Consider the following 21,917-nt stretch of genomic DNA (forward strand, 5'->3'; position numbering starts at 1 on the left):
AATTGGTAGAAAGAACTGGCTGTTTGCCAATACGCCTCGCGGCGCAAAAGCAAGTAGTATCATCTATAGCATGATGGAAACGGCGAAAGAAAATGGGCTGAATCCGTTCAAATATCTGATGTATTTGTTTGAGCAACTCCCGCAGCTCCCAGATCCGAAAAATCCGGAAACGCTAGACAAGCTGTTGCCTTGGTCAACATCGCTACCGCTGACTTGCCACGTGTTTAAATCTTAATCCAGCTTATCTTAGCTCTCATCTGATGACAAGGTGGGGGCTATTTGACGCTTACTCTTTTATCATATTTTTGGGGGAGAAATTATGAGCGTATTACAAAGTACACTTACTGGCTTGAAAAGTAGAATGGTCAACAATGAAATAACGGTTCAAAATTCCTCAGGTGATTCTGTTTACGTAAAGTTTTTGTTTAATCCTTCAGCCATTGAGGAGGACATTCAAAGCTTCATTGATTCTTATCATGTTATTTTACCGCCAGATTACAGGGAGTTTTTAATAATCCATAATGGAGCAACATTGTTTAGTATGTACGGTGGAGGATTTCTTCTTTTAAGCCTGACTGAAATAAAAGAAATAATGGACAGGCTAGAAGAGGCTTTACCACAAGGATGGTATCCAGTTGGTTATTTAGATGGAGAAATGCTTTTCATTAATTCTAAAGAGGCTGATGTGAATGACCGTAAGACTAATTATCTTTATTGGTCACTCAATGAAAAACAAAAATTGAATTTAAATTTTGAAATTTGGTTCTTACGGTTTATTCAAGCTTCAGGTGAACATTTTTGGGAATGGCACTATTACTCCGCTGAGAATTTTTATAGATTGTGTTTATGACTTACTCTTTATTACAGCTACACATTCTAATTTCTTACCAGTCCAGCCTATCCAACCCCTATAATTGTGGTACTATATTTCGTTCTATAACCCATTCATACTTCCTCTCCAGATGCTCTCCACAGCTCCACCAACTGACTGCCGTTAATCAAATCGATATTCAATCCCTGCGCATATACTTCCAACTTGTACGTGAAAAATGGCTGTTTAGTCCCATTCCACAGGTTTCGACAAGTCGGATAGAATAGGAATATGTTGAGGTAAAGGGAGAAGATTACGAATTGGAAAACAAAACTACACGAAGCAACAAACGTTCAAAGGGAAGCTTGGCATCATTTAAGAAAGCAACGTTATCACTTTATCTAGCAGTCGTCATCATTCTCGTAGCCATCTGCGGAATACTGTACAGCAAATATACGAATATAGTCGATACCAATCTTCAAACAGCGACTGCTGAGCAAACTGAAACCAATAATCAGTCTGGGAATAGCGATGCCCCTAGCTCTGATTCGTCAAATTACGGACAAAACGGAAATGAATCAATAGCCGATGAGCCAGTACCTGCCGGTACAGTCGACACTGAAGTAACGCAAGAGCCTAAAGAGGTTACTGAGGAGAACACGAAAATCCCAGAGCCTACAGCAACCGAAACACCGGTGAAAAACAAAGACGAAGCGGAAACAACCGTACCGAAGCAGTCGGATGAGCCGAGCCAAGGCCAGAAGGAGAGCAACAACGAGCCAAAAGATAGAAGCCAGGCCGTAAAACTGCCTACAACCTATGTGGTCCAAAAAGGCGATACCTTGAGATCGATATCAGAAAAATTTTATCAAACCAAGGACCAGTACGCGCTGCTTGCAGAGCATAACCACATTTTTTTTATTAACGATATGAAAGCTGGCGACACGCTTACGATTCCTGCGTTGACCTCAGGGACCGATTCATCAAGCGGCAAGCCTCAGAACACCAAAGACTATTCTAAGATTACACTGCCGGCAACCTATTTAATTCAAGCTGGTGATACCCTCTCCGGTATTTCCAGAATGTTTTATAAATCAGCAGAGTATGTGGATTACATTGCGAGTGAAAATAAACTGGACAAAAACGAAGGACTGAAGGCCGGCACTAACCTTGTCATCCCTTCTCTTAAAAACTACACGCCAAGCAAAAACATCGGCTCCGGGGACAACTCGACAGAATTTGAAGCTACGGAGCATACCGTGCAGAAAGGCGAGACGCTCTACAGCATCTCCAAAACCTACTACGGCACGACCAAACACGCCATGTTCATTGCGGACTACAATCATATCGTCGATATTGATCAGGTAAAAGCTGGTACCGTACTGAAAATTCCTAAGTCATAATCAATAGACTATGAGGTGGGGAATATTGCAAACGCTCAATCGATTCTCCCAGTGCATTTCGCCGCCTGAAAAACTCGGGTCAGCAGCAGTCATCGGAGATGTTTTCTTAGAATTTGACTTTGAGAAATGAAAATCGCCCATTCTCCGGTATAGCCGACGAATGGGCGATTTTTTTTTATTCGGAGCAAAATACAATATACGACGATTCATAGCAGTCCGCGAAAGACCGAAACTCATCGTTGTAGTTCGCTATAATTTGTGTCGCGCTTTGATCGCCTTGGCCCCAAGTACTATGACAGTCTTGGACCACTGTCACATGATAGCCTAATTCGCTGGCTCTTTGGCATGTTGCATCGATACACATATCGGTTTGAAGTCCCGCCATAACAACTTTACTAATTCCTTGCTTCACCAGCTCCGTATGGAGATTCGTTTCGTTGAACGAGTCTGGCGTATGCTTTTGAATAATAGTGTCACCCTTAGCAGGAGCTATCATGGGGTGTATGTTCCAGCCTGGACTATTGGTCTCCAAAGGCTCGCCTTCACCTTCATTATGTTGGACATAAATAATGGGAGTATCATATGCTCTAGCTTTTTTGATAAGTCCGCGTATGCGCTCAAGCAATCCATTACCGTCGTATACTGGGTCTGTTTCCTGAAACATGCCGTTTTGAACATCAATGATTAGCAAAGCAGTATCATTCATTATGTAGACCTCACCCCATGATTATAATAGAATCCTCTTCATTATATGCGAACACACGTTCTTTAACAACGTTTGATCAGCTTCTGGTGTTTTCATATACGATACTGTTTATCCACGCGTACACCCTCAATCTGAGCACATGTCATTCAAACTTACTGTAGACAAAAAGCATCAATCGTCTACCCATCCAATGAATCGAATAAAGTTATTTTCCAAAAAGAAGTGACCATAGTCGCTCCCAAAGACCAAGCGGTGATATTCAAGAGCATTATGAATGCTTTTGAAGGCAAGCTGTTTATCATACAAAGTAAGCTTAACGCAGCGACAACGCACAAAGAGCAAACGCAGCTGCTTCTGGACTTGATGAATGCGGGGAAAGAGTCGATCAAGCAAATAAATTCGTTAAACCTATCTGATGGAGTCAAAACGGATGCCTTTGACACCATCACAAACAAGATTGTACAAGCTGCGAGCAGTTTGCAGTTCGTCTACTAAGGTGCTGCGCCTGCTAATAGATAGATAGGTTTCCAATCTCGCCGGCTATCAAACCTAATATTTCTGTGATCTCGTTCTCAATTAGCTTATAAAAAGAAAAGGAGCAGCTGCCGCAGCAACTGCTCCTCACTCCACACTCCTCCTGCTTTTACGATTCTAAAATATGTTCGATCCGCTCGATTACATCCGCGCTCAGCACGATACCGGACGCCTTCGCGTTCTCCTCTATCTGCTCGGGGCGGCTCGCACCGACCAGTGCGCTCGACACATTCGGCTGCCGCAAAATCCAGGAAAGCGCCAATTGGCCAACCGTCAGCTCAAGCTCGGATGCCACTTTGCCCAGCTCGCGCACTTTATTAATTTTCTCCTCGGTCACATTTTTCCGCATGCCATCGAGCTTCGCGGCGCGGCTATCCGCAGGAACCTCGTTCACCGAGCTGTACTTCCCAGTCAGCAAACCTTGAGCAAGCGGCGAAAACACGACTTGTCCGATGCCGCCTCGCTCCCCGTACGGAATGACTTCCTTCTCGATATAACGGTTAAACATATTATAGATTGGTTGGTTTACTACGATGCGGTCCAATAAATAACGATCCGCGATCGCATGCGCCTCCACCATTTGGGCGGTTGTCCATTCGCTGACGCCTACATACAGCACCTTGCCTTGACGCACCAGATCATCGAGCGCCCGCAGCGTCTCTTCCATCGGCGTGCCCTTGTCATGACGGTGACAATAATACAGATCCACATAATCTGCGCCAAGCCGCTTCAGGCTGGCATGGCACTGCTCCATAATATGCTTGCGGGACAAGCCGCGGTCATTGGGACCGTCGCCCATCTGGCCGAACACCTTGGTCGCAAGCACGTAGGATTCACGCGGAAAGGCCCGAAGCGCCTCACCCATCAGCTTCTCAGCCTCGCCTCTCTCGTACACATTCGCCGTATCGTAAAAGTTAATGCCCAGCCCATAGGCTGTCTGTATCGCTTTCACCGCGTTTTCGCGTTCTACGTATCCTCCGTATGTCAACCAGCTTCCAAGACTGATCTCGCTAACCTTCAATCCGCTTTTTCCTAAATGACGAAATTGCATCTCAACTCATCTCCTTAAGAATAGTGTAATCGCAATGGAAAGTAACGCTTGCAATTCTATTCTAGAGAAGTTTGTTTGAACATGTAAGTAGTGAAAAAAAAGTCACTAAATTATATAACCTATACATACTATACATGAAGTAACTACTCTATTAGGCTATTTTTATCGTTGGCTTCGATAGACAATAAAGCATGCAGCGGCTGCTTAATAGCAACACTGCATGCTTCTCGTTACGTTTTAATATATTATCCCATATACATCGTCTTGCTCTCTATTGGATCCCTATTTTAGAATACTAGAAGAAAATGAAGCGATACAACAGCAACAGAAGCATGAAGAAAAACATTCATCCACATCTTTCGGGATACCTTTAAATCTTGAACCAACATGATGATCGACCATACAAAAATAATTAAAAAAGCGATTTGAACTAGAATACTAGGCATTTTATAGTACCTCCCAACGCTATTCTTAGTTCAATATATTATGAACATGCAGGATTTGTGCTTCTTTCTCTCTACTATTTTAGATAACTTATCATTTGGTCATCTCGTTTGTATCCCAAAAACATATATATTTAAGAAAAGCCACCTTTTGCATTCCGTCGAACTTCATTAAGGCGTCCAAACCCAGCGCACTAAAAAACGCCGAACATTTCTCCCGGCGTCTTAATCGTAATCGTATTTAATTCACGCGGATAAATCCTTATCCTCTTTCACCAGCAGCTTGTCATGCTCCCGCTTCTCGATCCAGCCGCCGACACGGATAAACAAAAAGGCCGTAATGATCGTGAATATGACAATGCCATAGAAGCCGGCTCCTATTCCGATGCCTACGCCTCCCGCGAATAATATCATCGCCGCTGAAGTCAATCCTTTTACTTCGAAGCCGGTTTTCATAATGAGCCCGGCTCCAAGAAAGCCTAGCCCGGACACAATCTGCGCAGCCAGACGCATCGGATCCATCATCGTTCTCTCATGCATATGCCCGTAGACCACAACGCTTTCAATGGAAACAATGGTAATCAGCGCTGATGCAACCGTAACGAATGTATAGGTTTTCACGCCTGCCGGTTTATTCTTATGGGTTCTGTCAAATCCGATAAGCAGCCCTAAGAATGCGCTAATAAAAATACGGAAATAAATTTCATATTCCGTGAAAAAAGAAGAAAAAAATGCAATTAGATCTGTCATAGCTTGCCTCACTTAGTTTTTTAATTATGGCATCTTGTTTCATATCAATGAACAAGAGCTTCTTTCTACGATCGTGCTGTTCACGATCCAATGATCGTCATACTCGCCGTCCAGTACGCCCAGCTTGTGCATCAGCAGCCTAAGGAATTGTACACCAAGCTCCGCAGGCTGCAAATCCATGCCCGTCAACGATGGCGTAACTTGATGCATCATCGAGAGATCTCCGCAGATTACGAACAATGAAATATCCTCCGGAACGCTATAGCCTAGATCCTTGATCGCATCATCGCGCTAAATGCGGTTCGATCATCATCTAATGAATCATATGCGGACGAAACGCAATTTGATGCTCATTTTATGCTTTTATATAAGCCTCCGTTCTTTCGATGGAGACGGTCATCTGCTGTCCTGCATTAAGAAACATGATGTCGCGACGGCCGAGACCAACTAAATAATTGCATATGTCGCGAATAATTTTGTCATTGTCGTTATTTACGGTTGAAACTTCATGAAGGTCCTCGTTTAAAATTGGGTTACTCCAGCAATCATTATTTTTCGAAGCAATTTTCAGCATATTTCGGTATCCCTCCATCCGATCTGCGGAAGCAAACCAACGTGGAATAGCGTAGGCCTAGCGGCAATTTCAGTTTCTGTTCTAATAATTCCCTAAAGCTTATCCCAGTTGCTCGAGTATAGTTGTAAGCCTCATTGCAGAATATAAACCAGTACTATAAAAAACAAATGAGGTGGGATAAGCAAATGAAGAAGTTTTTATTAATGATTGGATTTATCGGCTGTTTAATGATGTTCTCCGCAATTCCGGCTTCTGCTGAAACCATGAGTGCTAACAACAATACGCCTGGTACGGAGATGCGTCATGATGTCAACCGTGGCATTAACGATACCAATCGTGCATTAGGAACCGATTTTGACCGGATCGGACAAACCAATTATAACGGAACACCAATGAACGCAAACAACTATAGAACAAATGCTGCTACAGACGATGATGGCTTTGATTGGGGTTGGCTTGGTCTTCTAGGTTTATTGGGGCTGGCTGGCATGAGAAACCGCGCAAACGATCGTGAACGTGACCGCGCTTAAATACGGTAATTAAATTGCACCCCCTCCGCTTAATTGCAGAGGGGGTGCTAATGCATCTTAATGCGATGTATAGTTCGAAAAACCAGTTGATTGATTGTTCGTATTCATAAACGCCATTGGAGCTTGCTGGAACGAAGCATTTGCAATCTGTTTGCAAATGCTTGAAATTTGATTAAGCTGTTGGATAGCCGTTTGGTGACCTTGCAAAGCGGTTTGAATAATATGTGCGGCTTGCTGCTCGCGTTGAGCAATTTGCTCAAGCAGTACGGCATTGTTTTGCTCCTGCTTTAATAATTGCTGGTACTGAGCTGACGCCTGGTTAGTCTGCTGGATCAATTGTTGTATCATCTGTTCTGCATGCGCTAGCTGCTCGGAAATTTGATTGTTAGGTTGAAGCTGATTCATGGTATTTCCTCCTGTACGTTTATTTGGCAACTACCGTATTATGTTTAATTCTGGCGAATATTATGCGTTGCATATGCTTCATTTTCATTATTTTTTTCCGTGCACAGTCATACTTCAATAATAACCGGAAGAATCATTGGTCTTCTCTTCGTCTGAGCGTATACATACCTGCTAATGGACTCCTTCAAATTGTGCTTCAAGATGGACCACTTACCGTCATTTCCATTTTCCTGTAGATCTTTTACGGTCTTTATAACTAATTGGCTGACCTCCTTCAGCAATGCCTCGGACTCCCTTACATAAACAAAACCGCGTGAAATGATATCTGGCCCAGATAATAAGGAGCCCTCCATGCGGCTAAGGGTAATAACCACAACGAGAATGCCATCTTCTGCAAGGTGCTTGCGGTCACGCAGGACTACGTTTCCAACATCACCAATTCCCAATCCGTCAACAAGGGTGTTGCCTGCTGCAACTTTACGTGTTTGGCGAGCCGTTTGATCTTTAATATCGAGCACATCACCGATATTCATAATGAAAATATTTTCTCTCTCTACACCAACGGACTCCGCCAGAAGCCGGTGCTGGTACAGCATCCGATATTCCCCATGAATCGGAATAAAATATTTCGGCTTCATAAGGGTTAGCATAAGCTTCAGCTCTTCTTGGCTGCCGTGTCCTGAAACATGCATGCCGGTTGAAGTGCCCGATCCATGAATGACATGCGCGCCCAGCATATAGAGATGGTTCAATGTGCTTGATACGTTTCTTTCATTTCCGGGGATCGGCGAAGAGGCAAAAATAACCGTATCCCCCGCTAATATTTCGATATGCGGATAGGTTGAGCTTGCCAGCCTTGATAAAGCGGCCATAGGCTCCCCTTGGCTGCCCGTACATAACACAGCCAGCCTTTCTCTAGGCAGCTCATTCGCTTCTTTTGCTTCAATTAACATACCTTCCGGCACCCGTAAATAATCAAGCTCCAATGCAACCGATACGACGTTTACCATGCTTCGACCAAGCAATAGAAGCTTTCGATTTGTTTTTTTGGCAGCATCAACGACCTGCTGCACACGGTTCACATTGGAGGCAAAGGTAGATAAGAACACTCTGTTTTCTGCTTTCTGGAAAGCCTCTTCAATGCGTTCACCTACGACAAGCTCTGATGGCGTGAATCCAGGCCGTTCCGCATTTGTACTCTCGGATAGTAACGCCAAAACACCGCTTTCACCGATATGAGCCATTTTGTGAATATCCGGAAACTGTTGGTTGACCGGGGAAAGATCGAATTTAAAATCTCCGGTATGCACAACCTTGCCTTCGGGCGTTTCAATGACGACACCAAGACAGTCCGGTATGCTGTGATTGGTCCGAAAGAAAGACAGCTTCAGACTGCCTAGCTCGACTAAAGATTCAGAGTGGATTTCGTGCTGAACGATCCCTTTGAGCCGATTCTCCCTCAGCTTCCCTTTAATTAAACCAAGGGACAACGCTGTTCCATAAACAGGCATATTCATTTGTTTCAAAATGTACGGAATGCCGCCGATATGATCCTCATGCCCATGAGTGATCACCAAGGCTCGAACCTTGTCCTTATTCTCTAACAAATAAGAGATGTCAGGGATAATCAGATCGATACCCAATAAGCTCTCATCCGGAAATTTAGATCCGCAATCAATGACGACGATATCATCTGCATATTGTACGACATACATATTTTTCCCAATTTCGTACACGCCGCCGAGAGAGAAGATGGACAGCTTGCTCTCCGTTATTTCCTCATTTATCTCTTTCTGCTTCATAATCATTCCTCCCATCTACCGTTTGTTATTCTTTCCAACATTCAACAAGTATTATTGTAAAGACTAGTCCCATTTATTCATTTCACTGAAATCCACTAGCTCAAATCCATAGAAAAAAACCGGTCGAGACATAATCTCACCGGCTTTGTTATTTCCTTGATGACCAGGAACATGGCATGCATCATCAAAGAGCGCTATTCTTATACTCCGATGGCGAGAATCCCGTATACTTCTTGAAGCATTGGCTAAAATATTGCGGGTTGCTGTAGCCGACCTGCTCTGCGACTTCGTAGGATTTCAGACCATTTATTCGAAGCAATTCCGTTGCCGATCTCATCCTTGTTTGAAGCAGAAAGTCGCTGAACGTAATCAACTTCTCCTTCTTAAACAAAATACTGAGATAGGTAGGACTGATATGTACATATCGGGCGACCTCTTGCAGCGACAGCCCTTCCGTGGCATAGTTGCTCTCAATATACTCGATGGCCAAATGCACCATGCTTTTGGTTTGAATCTCGCGCTGACGATTCGCAATGTCCAGGAAGTTCCCCGTCAAAAGACGGATCGATTCAAAAATTTCCTGCACCGTCTGAAACCTTTCCAATACATTGTAATAGGAATAGACGCTTTCTACATTTTCTTTAAACTTCACATTTCGTATCGCTATTTCTTCCAGCTCCTTAAATAGAAGCAGGCTGATGCCAATGCCGATCAGACGGACTTGCGTAAGCGACACGAATTTCATTTCAAGCACCCTTTGCTCGATCGTGTCCAGTATCGCATATGCTTCTTTTTCCAGCCCCAGCTTTACTTTCATTACAAATTCGTTCTCTAATCCGTTTAAAATAATTTCTGTCGAGCTCGTTGGAGGAAGTCCGGTATCCCCGACGGTTAACACTCTGTTTGTTCCAATGATATGACGGAATTCAATAGCGGCCTTTGCGTCGCGATACGATAGGGAAACGTCGCCAAGATGGTTATAAATAAAGCCGATTCCAACGGTTACGGTCGTTTTCAAATATTTTTCAACGTTGACTCGAATCGTCTCCGCTATATGCAGTGTCGTCTGCTCAATCAAATCCTGCTCGCCATCCGCATTATAGATGATGACAATCTCATCATTTTCCGATTCGAAAACGACGCCCTCATAATTATTCAGCATCGTTTCCTCGGCAACGTTCAATATGCAGTATTTCAGCATTTCTTTGCCAAAGCGGTTCTGATAATCGGGGTAGCTGTAATCGTCTGCCGTTAAAATAATGACAACATACTTTGACCTCGACAGCTTGAAATGAAGAAACTCGCTGTGTGAACGAATCTCTTCCTCGGATAAGTTCTCCTTGATTAATCTCTCCAAAAACCGTTGTCTCAGGAGCGGCATGCCTTCCAAAACCTTGCGCTTCATTTCATTCTCATACGCTAGCTCCGCAAGCGCCCGCTTTGCCGTTTCCAAGAGTAGCTGCGTATCGACAGGCTTCAATAAATAATCAAAAACCTTCAATTTCAGCGCCCGATGCGCCAGCTCAAACTCATCAAAGCTCGTCAGCATAATAATTTTTATCTCCGGGAACTGCTCTTTCACAGCCTCCGTCAATTGAAAGCCATCCATAAAAGGCATTCGGATGTCTGTTAATATCAGATTTGGCCGCGTTTCTGCAATCAGGGTCAACGCTTCTTCACCATCTCTAGCCGAGCCTACCAGTGTAAACCCATTCTGTTCCCATGGTACGGTTCGCGATAACCCTTTGAGAATAATGCTGTCGTCATCTACAATGACAACCTTCATCATCAATCGTCCCCCTTCTCGTCATCCGTAAAATGGGATATTTATCGTTGCGATTATTCCGCCGCCACTCTTACATGCATATTGAAGACCATACATCGTCCCATAGTTTAGCTGCAGACGCTTATTTACGGTACGAATGCCAAACCCAATAGCAGCTCCTTGATCCTCGTCCTCCCGCAAGCTTTGGTTGATCGCCTCTACCGCTTCTGCCGGCATTCCAAGTCCGTTATCCTCTACATACAGCCGCACCTCTTGGTTCGTTAATTGTCCCCATATGCGGATCAAGCCTTGTCCGCGTTTTTGCTTCATGCCATGATAGATCGCATTTTCAACTAGAGGCTGTAAAGTCAGCTTTACGATATTGCATTGCAAAATATCCGGGTCAAGCTCGATTTCATAAATAAAATCCTCGCGATAGCGCATCTGCTGGATGTACAAATAATTTCGGATATGTTCGATCTCTTGAGAGAGGGGAATGATTTCGTTTCCTTTATTAATGCTAATTCGATAAAAGTTGGACAACGCCGTCACCATTTCTGCAGCTTCTTTGTTTTCTTCCATCTCGCAAAGCTGTTTAATCGAGAATAACGTGTTGTACAGAAAATGAGGTTTAATCTGCGAGTGCAAAACAGCCAGCTCCGCTGCTCTCTTTTTCTCCTGTTCTTCCTTCACTTCATTTAACAAATTAGCAATGCGGAGCATCATATCCTGGATTCCTCTGCTCAGAACGCCGATTTCATTGGTCGGGTTCGCCTTGTACCTCATTGACAGATTCCCATCCTCGATGCGATTTACCGTTTGGGTCAGCTTCATGAGAGGCTTCGTAATGATATGAGCTACGATATTGGAGAGAAGTATGGCAAAGACAATGACCAGAAGCATCACCGCAACGATCACAAGACCAATGGAATTCACTTTATTGAACAATTCGCCTTCCGGTACGATGGCAGCAACCTTCCATTTATTCAGGCTTAGCGTATCGTAAACGATCAGCATGTTCTCTCCGAATTTATTCGTCATATTGATTTGCCCGGAAGACTGATCCGTTGCCATCAGCACCCTCTGAAGATCCGCTTCATCCATTTCGTATCGATGCTCGACATTTTTAAATCGCATAACCCCGTCATCGCTTACGAGGCATAAATAACCATTGGTACTGATCTTTGCATTATTCAATAAATCGCTAAAAAAACGGCTTTTCAAATTCATCATGAAAATGCCCTTTGTATGCGATTTGTTTTTTCCGAACATGCGGTAAACACTGATCACCTGCGGTGCAGCTAAATTAACTTCATCATGGATATTCAGCCATTTAATGACGGAGAGGCGCTCGCTGTCTAATTTGCGACTATATTCCTCTAAGGAAACTTCAACGGTTGAGCTCATCGAGTCCTTTTTGTACATTGATGCTCGCCCTTCATTGTAATAAAACAACACGGAGTCCAGCATCGAATATCGTTCAAAATAAGTATCCAAAGCTTTATTGATAAAAATATAGTCCTCGGGCTCTAAAGCTACATTCGGATTATCGGTCCGGTTCATAATGGAAATCCATTCCGATTTATTTTCCAAGCCTATTAGCTCCGCAATAAACGCCGTTAATTTTTCGCTTAATAAGCTTTTGGTTTGAGCAATCGTATCGTTCAAATTGGTCGATGCATTCTCTTTCAGCTGTTGCGAGGCTAGATAAAAAGAGATCGTTCCTGTTGCCAGTACAAATACGATGATAATCGGGATAAACAACCAAATAATCGTTGATTTTAATGAACGAAATATCGGCACAGTACTCCCCCTACAAATAAAAACATTCAGGGGGAGCGAATGAACGCTCACCCCAAATGCGATGAATACTCTATTTTTTCATTGCCGCATCATAGTCCGCTTTCGCTTTCTCCATTGAATCAGCCCAGCCGTTAACAAAGTCTTCGACGCTCATTTTGCCGGTAAGCACCTTTTGGAAATCAGGCTCAAGCTGCTGCGTCGTAATCTTCGTGTAATCCGGCAGATGGAAAGGCAGCTTTAACGTAACCGTATTCTGATCCGCCAACACCTCTGCGCCTTGCAAAATATGCTGCGTGCTCTTTACGTAATCGCTCTCGAGTGCAACGGTGTTAGTCGGCATTTGGCCAATGCTTTCATTCCAGTACGTTTGGCTTTCGGCATTCATCAAGTAGCTTAGAAACGTCCATGCTTCCTTGGGGTGCTTGGTATTTTTGAAAATCACCAACCCGTTTGCAACCGGAACGACGACTCTTTTGCCATTTGCTGCTTTAGGCGGTATAACGCCTGCGAATTTGTCGTTGCCCAGGTTTTTAACATGGTCATTGTATGAACCGAAATTATGCTGAATCATGGCCGAAGTACCTGTATCGAACGTTGCATTCATTTCTTTGTTGCTGTTCGTAACGTCGCTTACGGGTGTATTTTTCTTATAGAGCACGACATACTTATTTAAAAATTCAGCGATTTTCGGATCTCTAACCGTCGCTTTGCCGTCAGGCGTGAAATATTCCGTTATGCCGGAATAGGCATACATCATCGAGGTAAGCTGATTAATGCTTCCCGAGCCTCCGCGAATGCTAAAGCCATAACGGTTGTTTGCGATGTCGGTTTGCTTGTCGATATTAGTGAAGAAATCATCCCAGGTTGTAGGCGCTTTCAATCCAGCGTCCTTTATCCAATCCGTCCGGTACCAAAGAATATCTAGAAACATCGTATGCGGAAGATAATAAAGCTTATTGTCTGCGGTTAACCCCCGGTCGAACTCCACCATATTTGAAGCAATTTTGTCCTTATCGCTCCAATCATTGAAGTAAGGATCAAGTTCGTGAACTGCTCCCTTCGCCACAAAATCAGATAACCAAACCATGTTGATGCCCGCTACATCAGGCGTGTCATTGGTCGCAATCGCAACGTCATACTTTTGCTTGGCGCCGCTTGCCGGGATACCCGTATATTCCACTTCGATGTTCGGGTGCTGTTTGTTAAATCGTACTATAAGCTCTTCATAAAAAGGAGTTCGATTGGGCCCAGGATTTTCGTCCCAGAAGGTAAGCTTCACTTTTTCCGACGGTTCGCTCGTTTGGGATGGCGGCTCAGAGGCTTGATTTGCCGCTGGCGTCTCCTTATTCGTCCCGTTTCCGCCATTGCTGCATCCTGATACCATTAACGCTAATGCTGTTCCTATTACCATCAACTGTGTGAGTCCCTTTTTGTACATATACACATCTCCTCTTATTCGATTCATTTATGCTAATTTCCTTTTCAGATAAGTACCAGAAAAGAATAAATTAGTAATAATCAATTAACCCTTCACAGCTCCCGCGCTCATGCCCTGTACCAAAAACTTTTGAACGTAAGCGAACAAGACTGCTGCCGGCAGCAAAGCAATAACGCTTCCAGCAGCCAATGCGCCGTATTGGATGTCGTATTCGCCCTGCATGTACCGCAGTCCGACAGGCAGCGTGAAGAGCGCTTTTTTGCTGATCAGCATGAGTGCGAACAAAAATTCATTCCATGATCCGATAAACGTATAGACCATTGTCGCCACGATACCTGGCACCAGGATAGGGAATATGACGAGGAAAACAGATTTCAACCGACTGCAGCCATCCACCATGGCCGCCTCTTCAAGCTGCTCGGGTATGTTCGTAATAAAACCGCTCATCAATATCGCGTTGAAAGGAAGCTGGAACGTGCTGTTAATGATGACTAATGCGAGCAAATTGCTTGTGAGATGCAGCGATCTAAAAATCTCAAACATCGGAATAAGGAGCATAGCCCCTGGAATGAACTGCGTGCATAACAGCAGCAGCATAAAGAGCTTTTTGCCGCGGAACCTGAATCGACTGATCGCGTACCCTACGAGAATCGAGCAAACCAGCACGATGAGTACGGTCAAGCTCGCAACGATTAAGCTGTTGACGAAATATTTGGAGAAGCCTACGTTAGTCCATGCAATCCGGAAATTCTCAAATGTCGCTGGCAGCGGCCAATATTTGATCGGAAGCTTAGTGATGTCGCTCTCCCTCTTAAACGCGGTGACAAGCGCCCAAAATAACGGGAGTAATGTGAACAACATCGCAAGCAGCATCGGTAGATACAACAGAAATGTTCTTTCCGCCAGCTTGGGAATAAATGAAGCAGCTTTCAAGGTTTGCGTGTTTCTCATGCTTACTCTTCCTTTCCGTAACCGCTTAGTTTCAAGTAGAAGATGGCAAACAGCAGCAGGATCGTAAAGCCAATTACGGTAAGTGCAGAGCCGTAACCAAATTCTTGCGCGATAATCGCTTGCTTAACGATGTACATCGGGAGTGTGGTCGTTAAATCAATCGGTCCGCCTGTCCCATTCGTCATTACAAATATGAGATCTACGTTGTTGAACTCCCAGACAGCCCGCAGCAGAGTCGTTAATATGATGGTCGTCTTCAAGAACGGGAGCGTAATATGGATGAAGGATTTCCATTTCCCCGCTCCATCTACATCTGCTGATTCATACAAATCAGTCGGGATGGTCTGCAAGCCAGCGAGCAGCGCGATGGTGAAGAAAGGGATTCCCCTCCATAATTCAGCGGTAACGATAGCTGGAAATGCGGTGTGTATTTCGGAAAGCCATGCGATCTTATGATCGATAAACCCTAATTTCAAAAACAGGTCATTGATCGGCCCTATTTGCTCATTAAATAAAATTTGCCATAAGGTGGATGTAACAACTCCTGAAATGGCCCATGGCAAAATCGCAGCCGATCTGAATACACCGCGAAATTTAAATGCTTGATTCAGCATAAGCGCAATTCCGAGTCCGCATACGAGCTGGAGAGCAACACCTATGAACACCCATTTAGCCGATACCCACAATGTGGATAGAAACAATTCGTCAGCTGTGAAGATCGTCTTGAAATTGTCGAACCCAACAAAGCCATTCTCGTATGCTTTCGCCGGATTGAACTGTTGCAAGCTGTAATAAAACACATTCCCGACCGGATAGAACAGGAAGACGATAATGAGAACAATCGCTGGGGCAATTAATAGGTAAGGCAGCCAGTGGATGCGCGGCTTCTGTTTTCTGGCGATCTTTCGGTTTACAACAGTTGAATGATTAGTATTCACTCGGTCTCCTCCACTCTAAGTCGTCTAAACGGCATCAACTGAATCCGCTTTCATGTCTTTATTGTAGAGGAAATATACAGGACGGAGAATCAAATATCTTTATCGGAATGTTTAAGATCTTTACTAGTTGCTTGCTGTAGAAAGTGCTTTTCACCTAAAAATAGCGGGACAGGAACGATTCCTGCCCCGCCATTTTGTGTTGTCAGTCTTCAATCTGCTTCGGTTCATCCCCTGTAATGATTGGCGGAGATAATTTGGCGGCTGTCGGAGCTGAAGCGATGCCAGCTGCCGGTGCGACATGGATCGTATACGTGACCTGAACAGCACCATCGGCTGCCGTTACTAGCAAATGATCGCCTGTGACAAGCTCGCCCGAAAGCTTTGCAGCATAGACAGAATCCGTGACGGAATACGTTTGTGTCGATCCGTCTGTAGAGCTTACTTGCACAAATAGCTGATCAGCGGTAGTGCCGCTCACTGCTCCAATTGTAAGCTCTGCAGGGTCGAGCGTCGTTAAATTCGGATGTCCCTCTGCTTTCAATTGAATATTCGCGTTGCTTGATAGCTTCAAAGAGGCTGCTTTCACAAACTTAATGTGGTCGATCACGATCGAGCCCGCGTTAACGGCAGCGAATCTCACCGGATAGCTGCCTGCTGCCGTGAATGTGGACGGACCTAGATCGACCGAAATAAACGAATTGGCTGTTGTATTATTTTGGTTGACCGGCAGACCCTTCATCTCCCCATTGACATAGGACTGAACAGTAGCCCTTCCCGCCGTATTGGTCTTATAACGATACGATACGTCATAGGTACCCGCCTCCGGAACGGCAATGCTGAATTCAATCCACTCTCCGACTGGAACAGCATTCGTTTGGAGATAAGCGATTCCATTGGTGGATGAGGTTGAAATCGTAATAGTAGGGATACTCTTCGTAACGGAACTTAGCTCACCTTCAACGACGATCTCTGCAGGAACAATGATGCTGTAGCTTTTCTTCGTCGTTCCATCCTGGGCGGTTACGACGAGTATGTCTCCTGTCACAACGATTCCCGAATTTTTCTCAGCGTTTAACGAATCGGTGACCGAGTACGTCTGTATCGTCCCATCCGTTGATTCTAATTGACTAATGACATCTGGCACAGTCGCTCCCATTACTGCTGTAATCGAGTTGGCAGCAAGGTCTACATTCGTTAGATTCAGGTGTCCGGCCCGTTTCAATTGAATGGACGTGTTCTGCAGATTCTGTACCCAGTTATTCGGATAAGTCTCTTTTCCAGTCACTGTTACATTGTTCAAGTCAGCGAGAGGAGTAAGCTCATTATTCCAAGTATTCTTGTAGTAAGATGAATTCGTAACGCTAATATTGCTCGCATTTAATAACTGTATGACATTAGGGTTGCCAGTCCCGCTGACCATTTTCATCTGATCAATGGTTGCATTTTTCACATCATCCAGCACGATTGCATAGCGGTCATCATTATTCTCGAATCTTGTTGTGACATTTTTAAACGTCAGTCCATCTACATGTCTTGCCCAGAAGCCGTAGGATGGTTGTTCGCCAATGTCATTTACGTTATATTTGCCTACGCCGAGCTCCGGGGGAGTTATTTCGGTATCAGCGAAGCTGTTCCCGCCCTTGACTAAAACATCCACATTTTCAAAATTTAAATTCTCGATATAGCCGACACTGCGTCCGTCAGGAAGCGTTGGTCCGCCCTCGCCAACCTTATAGCCAGCAATAATTGGTGTCGCTTTTTTCTGGTTGGTATACGGAACCCATCTCTTGGATGGATCACCGTATTGACTGCCTTGATAGACCTCTTCAATATTGACATCCTTGATGAAAATATTTTTTACACGCCCTATGTTTACATTTGTGCTTAACAGTTCATCTCTCTGTACACCATTTTCCATAAAAATCATTCGTTTTGCGTCACCGCCAATCACGCGTCCACGGTTTGAGATCGAAATAAAGAATGGCGCACGCGTCCGTCTCATTTCTGACTTATGGTGAATGGTACCCGTCTGACCGTCATTCAAATAAATATTTTCGATATGGCCGCCGTCATTGGTGGAAATCGAAAAGCCGGCTTTGTTTCCTGCGAGCACGTAAATATTATCGACATACGCATTTTTAATATCGTCTACCGTTTCACTGCCGATCTGGAATAAATTGCAGTTGGTATCTCCGATAATATTACGAACGTAAAAATCAGTAGCAGGTCTAGTGAAGCCTAGTGAGGAATCGCTTCCCAGCTTTACAATATCGTCAGAGGTGCCTTTGGCATAAATATTTTTGGCCGTAACATAACTGCTTTGCATATAGTCAAACACGTCTCTTGCTCCGCCGCCGCTGCCCTTGTCATAATAAAAGTCATGCGTATTAATATAATCTGTTCCGGTTGCCAGCATTGCAAAATGTCCGGCCCGATCCACTTTGAGCATATTGCTGATGTCCGTTTGCCTAACCTCATTACTGCCATCCGCGTTTATGCTTTTAATATAATACGGCTCATCAGTGGTAGGTGAATTCGTCTCTTCGTACCAGAGATCAAGCCCGTTATCCAAGCCGCCGAATTCAAAGTTTGTACTCAGCTTTACGGTAACCATCTTATCTGTACGATTGTTTGGAGCATTATTCATAACCCCGTCGCCGGTCACCAGATTGCCATTGCCAGTAATTCTGCCATTGCCGATAATTTTGATATTGTCTAGTCTTTCACCAAAGAACATGCTGTTTCTAAAATAATGATGGCCTACATCCTGCTTGGTCAAGTAATTTTCAGGATCATTATAAGGTCCTGTCGCCGTTGCGGATGTGCCTGAGCGATATCCCTTATCCGAGAAATACGTAGTCTCTGGAGCATCGCCGCCTTTTAATGCAGATAGGGTAGCATCCTTATGGATATAAAGGTATACATTGCTTTGAAGAAGAACGGTTCTTACATTAAATGTACCATTCTCAAACAGCAGCGTGCCTCCGCCTAAAGCGTTCAAATACAATATGGCATCATTGATCGCCTGCGTGTCGTCAGCCGTGCCATCACCTTTTGCGCCCATCAGCTTGGCACTCAGTTTACCCGAGTAAAATTTAGCGATATTAGAATCTCCTGCATGATCGCCGCCAGCAATAACAAGCTTAAAATAATACTCGGTGTCCGGGGTAAGGTTTGTCACCTCTACCTCTTCACTTCCTGCACCAACGACAGCAGCGCTTTCCGTCCATGATGCCCCTTTATTCGTTGATTGCATCAACTTGACGGAAGCGGCGTTCTTAGCAGCGCTCCAGCTGAACTTTGCCTTCGTATAGGTGTCGATGCTCTCCTTATAAGTAAGACTCTTATCCAGAACCCGATTGAAGTCGCTAATTGTACTTACAGCCTTTAACAGGACCGGACTCCATGGACTTGTCAGTACTTCCGGCTCAGAGGTCGTGTAGGAAGCCTCAAATAAATAGCCGCCTGCTTCGACGGTCACATCCTTAAACGTAATTTGAAGATCCGCTCCGTTTGCCGGTCTTAAATCAAGGCCCTTAAAGGTGATAAGCTGGCTTCCATCCTCCTTGTTATCAATCGCGACAGTACCAACCTGCTGGAATCGGTATCCCGCGCCTACTCTGCCTATCGATTGTGTCGCAAGCCCGGAAAGCTTAACTTCACCTCTGCCAATCACGTTTACCGTTGTGTTGTCCATGGTAGCGTTAATGCCCTTCGGAACCTTCAGGACAACCTCTGTTGATGGACTTCTCATTCCGGCAAAAAAATTCAACACGACATCAGCTTGCGTATTCGCCGTGATCTCGCTGTTTACTAGCTGCATTTTCCCTCTTAACGCGCCTTTGACGACATTTACGTTATAATCCTTTGAAGCTTGGTCTGCACTTACCGTTAAAATATCTCCCGGTGCTATCGAATCCGTTAATTGCTTGGCAAGCCCATTTGTATCCTTGACCGCATAGGTTTGGGGAACAGCCGTTTTTGCCGTAATTTGACTCAGCAGCTCATCCACCGTTTTGATTGTCATGGTGGTACGACCTGCACCTTCAGCCGTATCAACGGTATAAATATAGCTGTCGCCAGAAGTAACATGAATCCTATTTTCTGAAATATCGCTGATATAGTTAAAGCCAGCCTCTTTTAATTGGATATCTGTTGGAGCCGCGGGCTCATCATTCTTTGCTGGTACGACTACCGCAATGCTTCCTGTGCTTGCCTTGCTGTTATCGGATGTCCTCGTTACTTCCAATACGAGGTTCACGGTCGTTTGTACAGCTGGAGGCACAACCGTTCCATTTAGAGCAATAACGTTTGCATTGCTTGAAGTCTTGATCGCTACTGTAAATCCGGTCGGCACCGTTGGGAGCGTTAATGCTGTAGCATCCTTTGTTGGCGCCGTGATCGCGGCTATTGACGCAGCAACCTCTGCTGCTGTTTTGCTTACTGGCTGATTGCCGCCTGAAGTTCCGCCTCCAGATGGCTTAGATGCTGATACATCTGATTGCACGCCATCCGCTATCGTTACACGAGCCGGCTTCGGTTCCATCTTCACGCCATTTGCATTGATGACAGCGTTTTCAATTGTTCCATTGCCCTTTACCTCTACCAGCGCGTCCGCTACAAAGTTTGCCACGGATGCATCCGCACTCATTTGCACGGTCGAGCCTGCCGCTGATTTTTGAATGTTTGCATTTGTGACTTTTGCGCCCATTAGCTCAATTGCTGCCTTCGTGTGGACGTTTAATTGATTTACTTTTCCTCCTTTTAATTTCACGCTCGATCCGATTGCGTTCTCCAACACATCGATTTTATCGACGATGCCGTCTGTTACGGATACCGTAACGCCAGGAGCCTCTATGGATATGCTGGCAAACCTGCCTTCCAGCTTCGCGCCGGATTTCAGCTGAACATGCGGTACATTTGACTCGCCCTGTAGGACAATACGAATTTTTCCGTCCTGCTTGAGAACCATTAACTGTCCTTCCAGCGTCGAGCTGTTAATGATGATGCTGTTCTCGCCTCCGCCACGCACAATGGTCCGGCCTTTGACGATCACATTTTCGAGCGATATATTGCCGTCGCCCACACCCTGTGTTATATACAAGTTGCCTGAAATGACCATGTTTTTTATATTTACATCCTTTGTGTTAATCATGAGATTAGTTGAGATATTGCCGGTATACGTATCTGCTGTATTTTTCAACTCCCCAACCATATTGTCGATCATTTTGATAAATTCCGCTCTCGTAAGAGGAGCCTGAGGATCGAAGACATGGTTTCCGCGCCCCGATACATAGCCGCCTTCAAGCAGAGCATTAACGGCATCCTTGCTCCAGCTTGCGATACGGCTAGCATCGGTGAAGCGATCGGATGCGCTATGATCCTTCGCTTTCAAATCGAATGCCCGGGAAAGAATCAACGCTGCTTCTTGCCGACTGATCGGTGCTTCCGGTCTGAAATTCCCCTTATCATCGCCAGATACGATCCCAGCTGTTGAAGCCTTGGACACATCCTCCGCATACCAAGCGCTAGGTGCAACATCAGCATAGGCACGTTCCCCTTTATCCGTATACCCAAAAACTCGGCTCACCAGGGATACAAACTCCGATCGTGAAATAGAAGCATTGGGCTTGAATGTCTCATCCTTATATCCTTTGATGATGCCTTTTTGCGCCCAACGGTTAATCTCCTCAGAGGCCCAGTGATTGGCAACGTCAACGAACGTTGATGAAATACCATTAGACTCAGCTGCTGCTGTTGCTGCTCCTATGGATGCTGTAGTTAATAACATCGTTAGAATCTGTACTCTTGCAATCGCTTTCATTAATTTTTGAAGCATAGTACCTCCTCCTTTTCATGTATTAACTCCATTATAGAGTCATGAACATGTATAAGGAGTTTAATATCTTTATCGAATTGTTTAAAATCTTTTCGAACAGAAATAGAAGAGCCCTATCATTCGAAAGGCAAGCTCCGTCCGCGCTGCATTCGTTCCAATATTCACCTTGCAAGC

At 44.7% G+C, this 21,917-nt stretch carries 19 protein-coding genes; 5 read left to right on the top strand and 14 right to left on the bottom strand.

The window, feature by feature from the left end:
• From AC1TPC_RS00005 to AC1TPC_RS00015, 3 genes are all read left to right on the top strand, one after another.
• Positions 1–235: transposase domain-containing protein (locus tag AC1TPC_RS00005; RefSeq protein WP_482064833.1), on the top strand; the 235-nt coding region annotated here is incomplete at its 5' end.
• Positions 236–319: 84 nt separating this feature from the next.
• Positions 320–850: an SMI1/KNR4 family protein gene (locus tag AC1TPC_RS00010; RefSeq protein WP_482064834.1), complete on the top strand. Its 531-nt coding sequence runs from the start codon at positions 320–322 to the stop codon at positions 848–850.
• 281 nt (positions 851–1,131) lie between these two features.
• Positions 1,132–2,214 carry a LysM peptidoglycan-binding domain-containing protein gene (locus AC1TPC_RS00015; RefSeq protein ID WP_482064835.1) on the top strand — a complete coding sequence of 361 codons (1,083 nt, stop codon included), beginning with the start codon at positions 1,132–1,134 and terminating at the stop codon, positions 2,212–2,214.
• 175 nt (positions 2,215–2,389) lie between these two features.
• On the opposite strand, the gene AC1TPC_RS00020 is transcribed toward AC1TPC_RS00015, so the two are convergent.
• Positions 2,390–2,920, bottom strand: coding sequence for a cysteine hydrolase family protein (locus AC1TPC_RS00020; RefSeq protein WP_482064836.1), 531 nt, complete (start codon positions 2,918–2,920; stop codon positions 2,390–2,392).
• 270 nt (positions 2,921–3,190) lie between these two features.
• On the opposite strand from AC1TPC_RS00020, the gene AC1TPC_RS00025 reads away from it, so the two are divergent.
• Positions 3,191–3,415 (top strand): hypothetical protein, encoded by a 225-nt coding sequence (locus AC1TPC_RS00025; RefSeq protein WP_482064837.1) that lies wholly within the window; start codon positions 3,191–3,193, stop codon positions 3,413–3,415.
• 148 nt (positions 3,416–3,563) lie between these two features.
• Here the strand turns inward: AC1TPC_RS00025 and AC1TPC_RS00030 are convergent, their stop codons facing one another.
• The 5 genes from AC1TPC_RS00030 to AC1TPC_RS00050 all read right to left on the bottom strand — a co-directional run bounded on the left by AC1TPC_RS00030 (position 3,564) and on the right by AC1TPC_RS00050 (position 6,272).
• Positions 3,564–4,505 carry an aldo/keto reductase family protein gene (locus AC1TPC_RS00030; protein ID WP_482064838.1) on the bottom strand — a complete coding sequence of 314 codons (942 nt, stop codon included), beginning with the start codon at positions 4,503–4,505 and terminating at the stop codon, positions 3,564–3,566.
• Between the two features lie 287 nt (positions 4,506–4,792).
• The gene (locus AC1TPC_RS00035) at positions 4,793–4,951 is read right to left on the bottom strand and encodes a hypothetical protein (RefSeq protein ID WP_482064839.1); all 159 of its coding nucleotides are present in this window, start codon (positions 4,949–4,951) and stop codon (positions 4,793–4,795) included.
• Between the two features lie 243 nt (positions 4,952–5,194).
• Positions 5,195–5,698, bottom strand: coding sequence for an MgtC/SapB family protein (locus AC1TPC_RS00040; protein ID WP_482064840.1), 504 nt, complete (start codon positions 5,696–5,698; stop codon positions 5,195–5,197).
• Positions 5,699–5,737: 39 nt separating this feature from the next.
• Positions 5,738–5,977, bottom strand: a complete 240-nt coding sequence (locus AC1TPC_RS00045; protein WP_482065308.1) for a substrate-binding domain-containing protein — start codon at positions 5,975–5,977, stop codon at positions 5,738–5,740.
• Between the two features lie 76 nt (positions 5,978–6,053).
• Positions 6,054–6,272 (bottom strand): hypothetical protein, encoded by a 219-nt coding sequence (locus AC1TPC_RS00050; RefSeq protein ID WP_482064841.1) that lies wholly within the window; start codon positions 6,270–6,272, stop codon positions 6,054–6,056.
• A 185-nt stretch (positions 6,273–6,457) separates the two neighbouring features.
• Between AC1TPC_RS00050 and AC1TPC_RS00055 the strand changes: the two genes are divergently transcribed.
• Positions 6,458–6,802 carry a WGxxGxxG family protein gene (locus tag AC1TPC_RS00055; protein WP_482064842.1) on the top strand — a complete coding sequence of 115 codons (345 nt, stop codon included), beginning with the start codon at positions 6,458–6,460 and terminating at the stop codon, positions 6,800–6,802.
• A gap of 57 nt (positions 6,803–6,859) precedes the next feature.
• Here AC1TPC_RS00055 and AC1TPC_RS00060 read toward each other — a convergent pair whose 3' ends face one another.
• The 8 genes from AC1TPC_RS00060 to AC1TPC_RS00095 all read right to left on the bottom strand — a co-directional run bounded on the left by AC1TPC_RS00060 (position 6,860) and on the right by AC1TPC_RS00095 (position 21,743).
• Positions 6,860–7,207: an AMP-dependent synthetase and ligase gene (locus AC1TPC_RS00060; protein WP_482064843.1), complete on the bottom strand. Its 348-nt coding sequence runs from the start codon at positions 7,205–7,207 to the stop codon at positions 6,860–6,862.
• Positions 7,208–7,314: 107 nt separating this feature from the next.
• A complete protein-coding gene (locus tag AC1TPC_RS00065) occupies positions 7,315–9,009 on the bottom strand; it encodes a ribonuclease J (RefSeq protein ID WP_482064844.1) in 1,695 nt (564 codons plus the stop codon).
• Between the two features lie 184 nt (positions 9,010–9,193).
• Complete coding sequence (locus AC1TPC_RS00070; RefSeq protein WP_482064845.1) at positions 9,194–10,798, bottom strand: response regulator; 1,605 nt, start codon at positions 10,796–10,798, stop codon at positions 9,194–9,196.
• An 18-nt stretch (positions 10,799–10,816) separates the two neighbouring features.
• Positions 10,817–12,577, bottom strand: coding sequence for a sensor histidine kinase (locus AC1TPC_RS00075; RefSeq protein WP_482064846.1), 1,761 nt, complete (start codon positions 12,575–12,577; stop codon positions 10,817–10,819).
• 70 nt (positions 12,578–12,647) lie between these two features.
• Entirely contained in the window at positions 12,648–14,015 is a 1,368-nt protein-coding gene (locus tag AC1TPC_RS00080; RefSeq protein WP_482064847.1) for an ABC transporter substrate-binding protein, read from the bottom strand.
• 84 nt (positions 14,016–14,099) lie between these two features.
• A complete protein-coding gene (locus tag AC1TPC_RS00085) occupies positions 14,100–14,966 on the bottom strand; it encodes a carbohydrate ABC transporter permease (protein WP_482064848.1) in 867 nt (288 codons plus the stop codon).
• A gap of 2 nt (positions 14,967–14,968) precedes the next feature.
• Positions 14,969–15,904, bottom strand: coding sequence for a carbohydrate ABC transporter permease (locus tag AC1TPC_RS00090; protein ID WP_482064849.1), 936 nt, complete (start codon positions 15,902–15,904; stop codon positions 14,969–14,971).
• Between the two features lie 202 nt (positions 15,905–16,106).
• Positions 16,107–21,743 carry an S-layer homology domain-containing protein gene (locus AC1TPC_RS00095; protein ID WP_482064850.1) on the bottom strand — a complete coding sequence of 1,879 codons (5,637 nt, stop codon included), beginning with the start codon at positions 21,741–21,743 and terminating at the stop codon, positions 16,107–16,109.
• Positions 21,744–21,917 lie beyond the last annotated feature (174 nt).

The organism is Paenibacillus sp. Y280 (assembly GCF_056786335.1).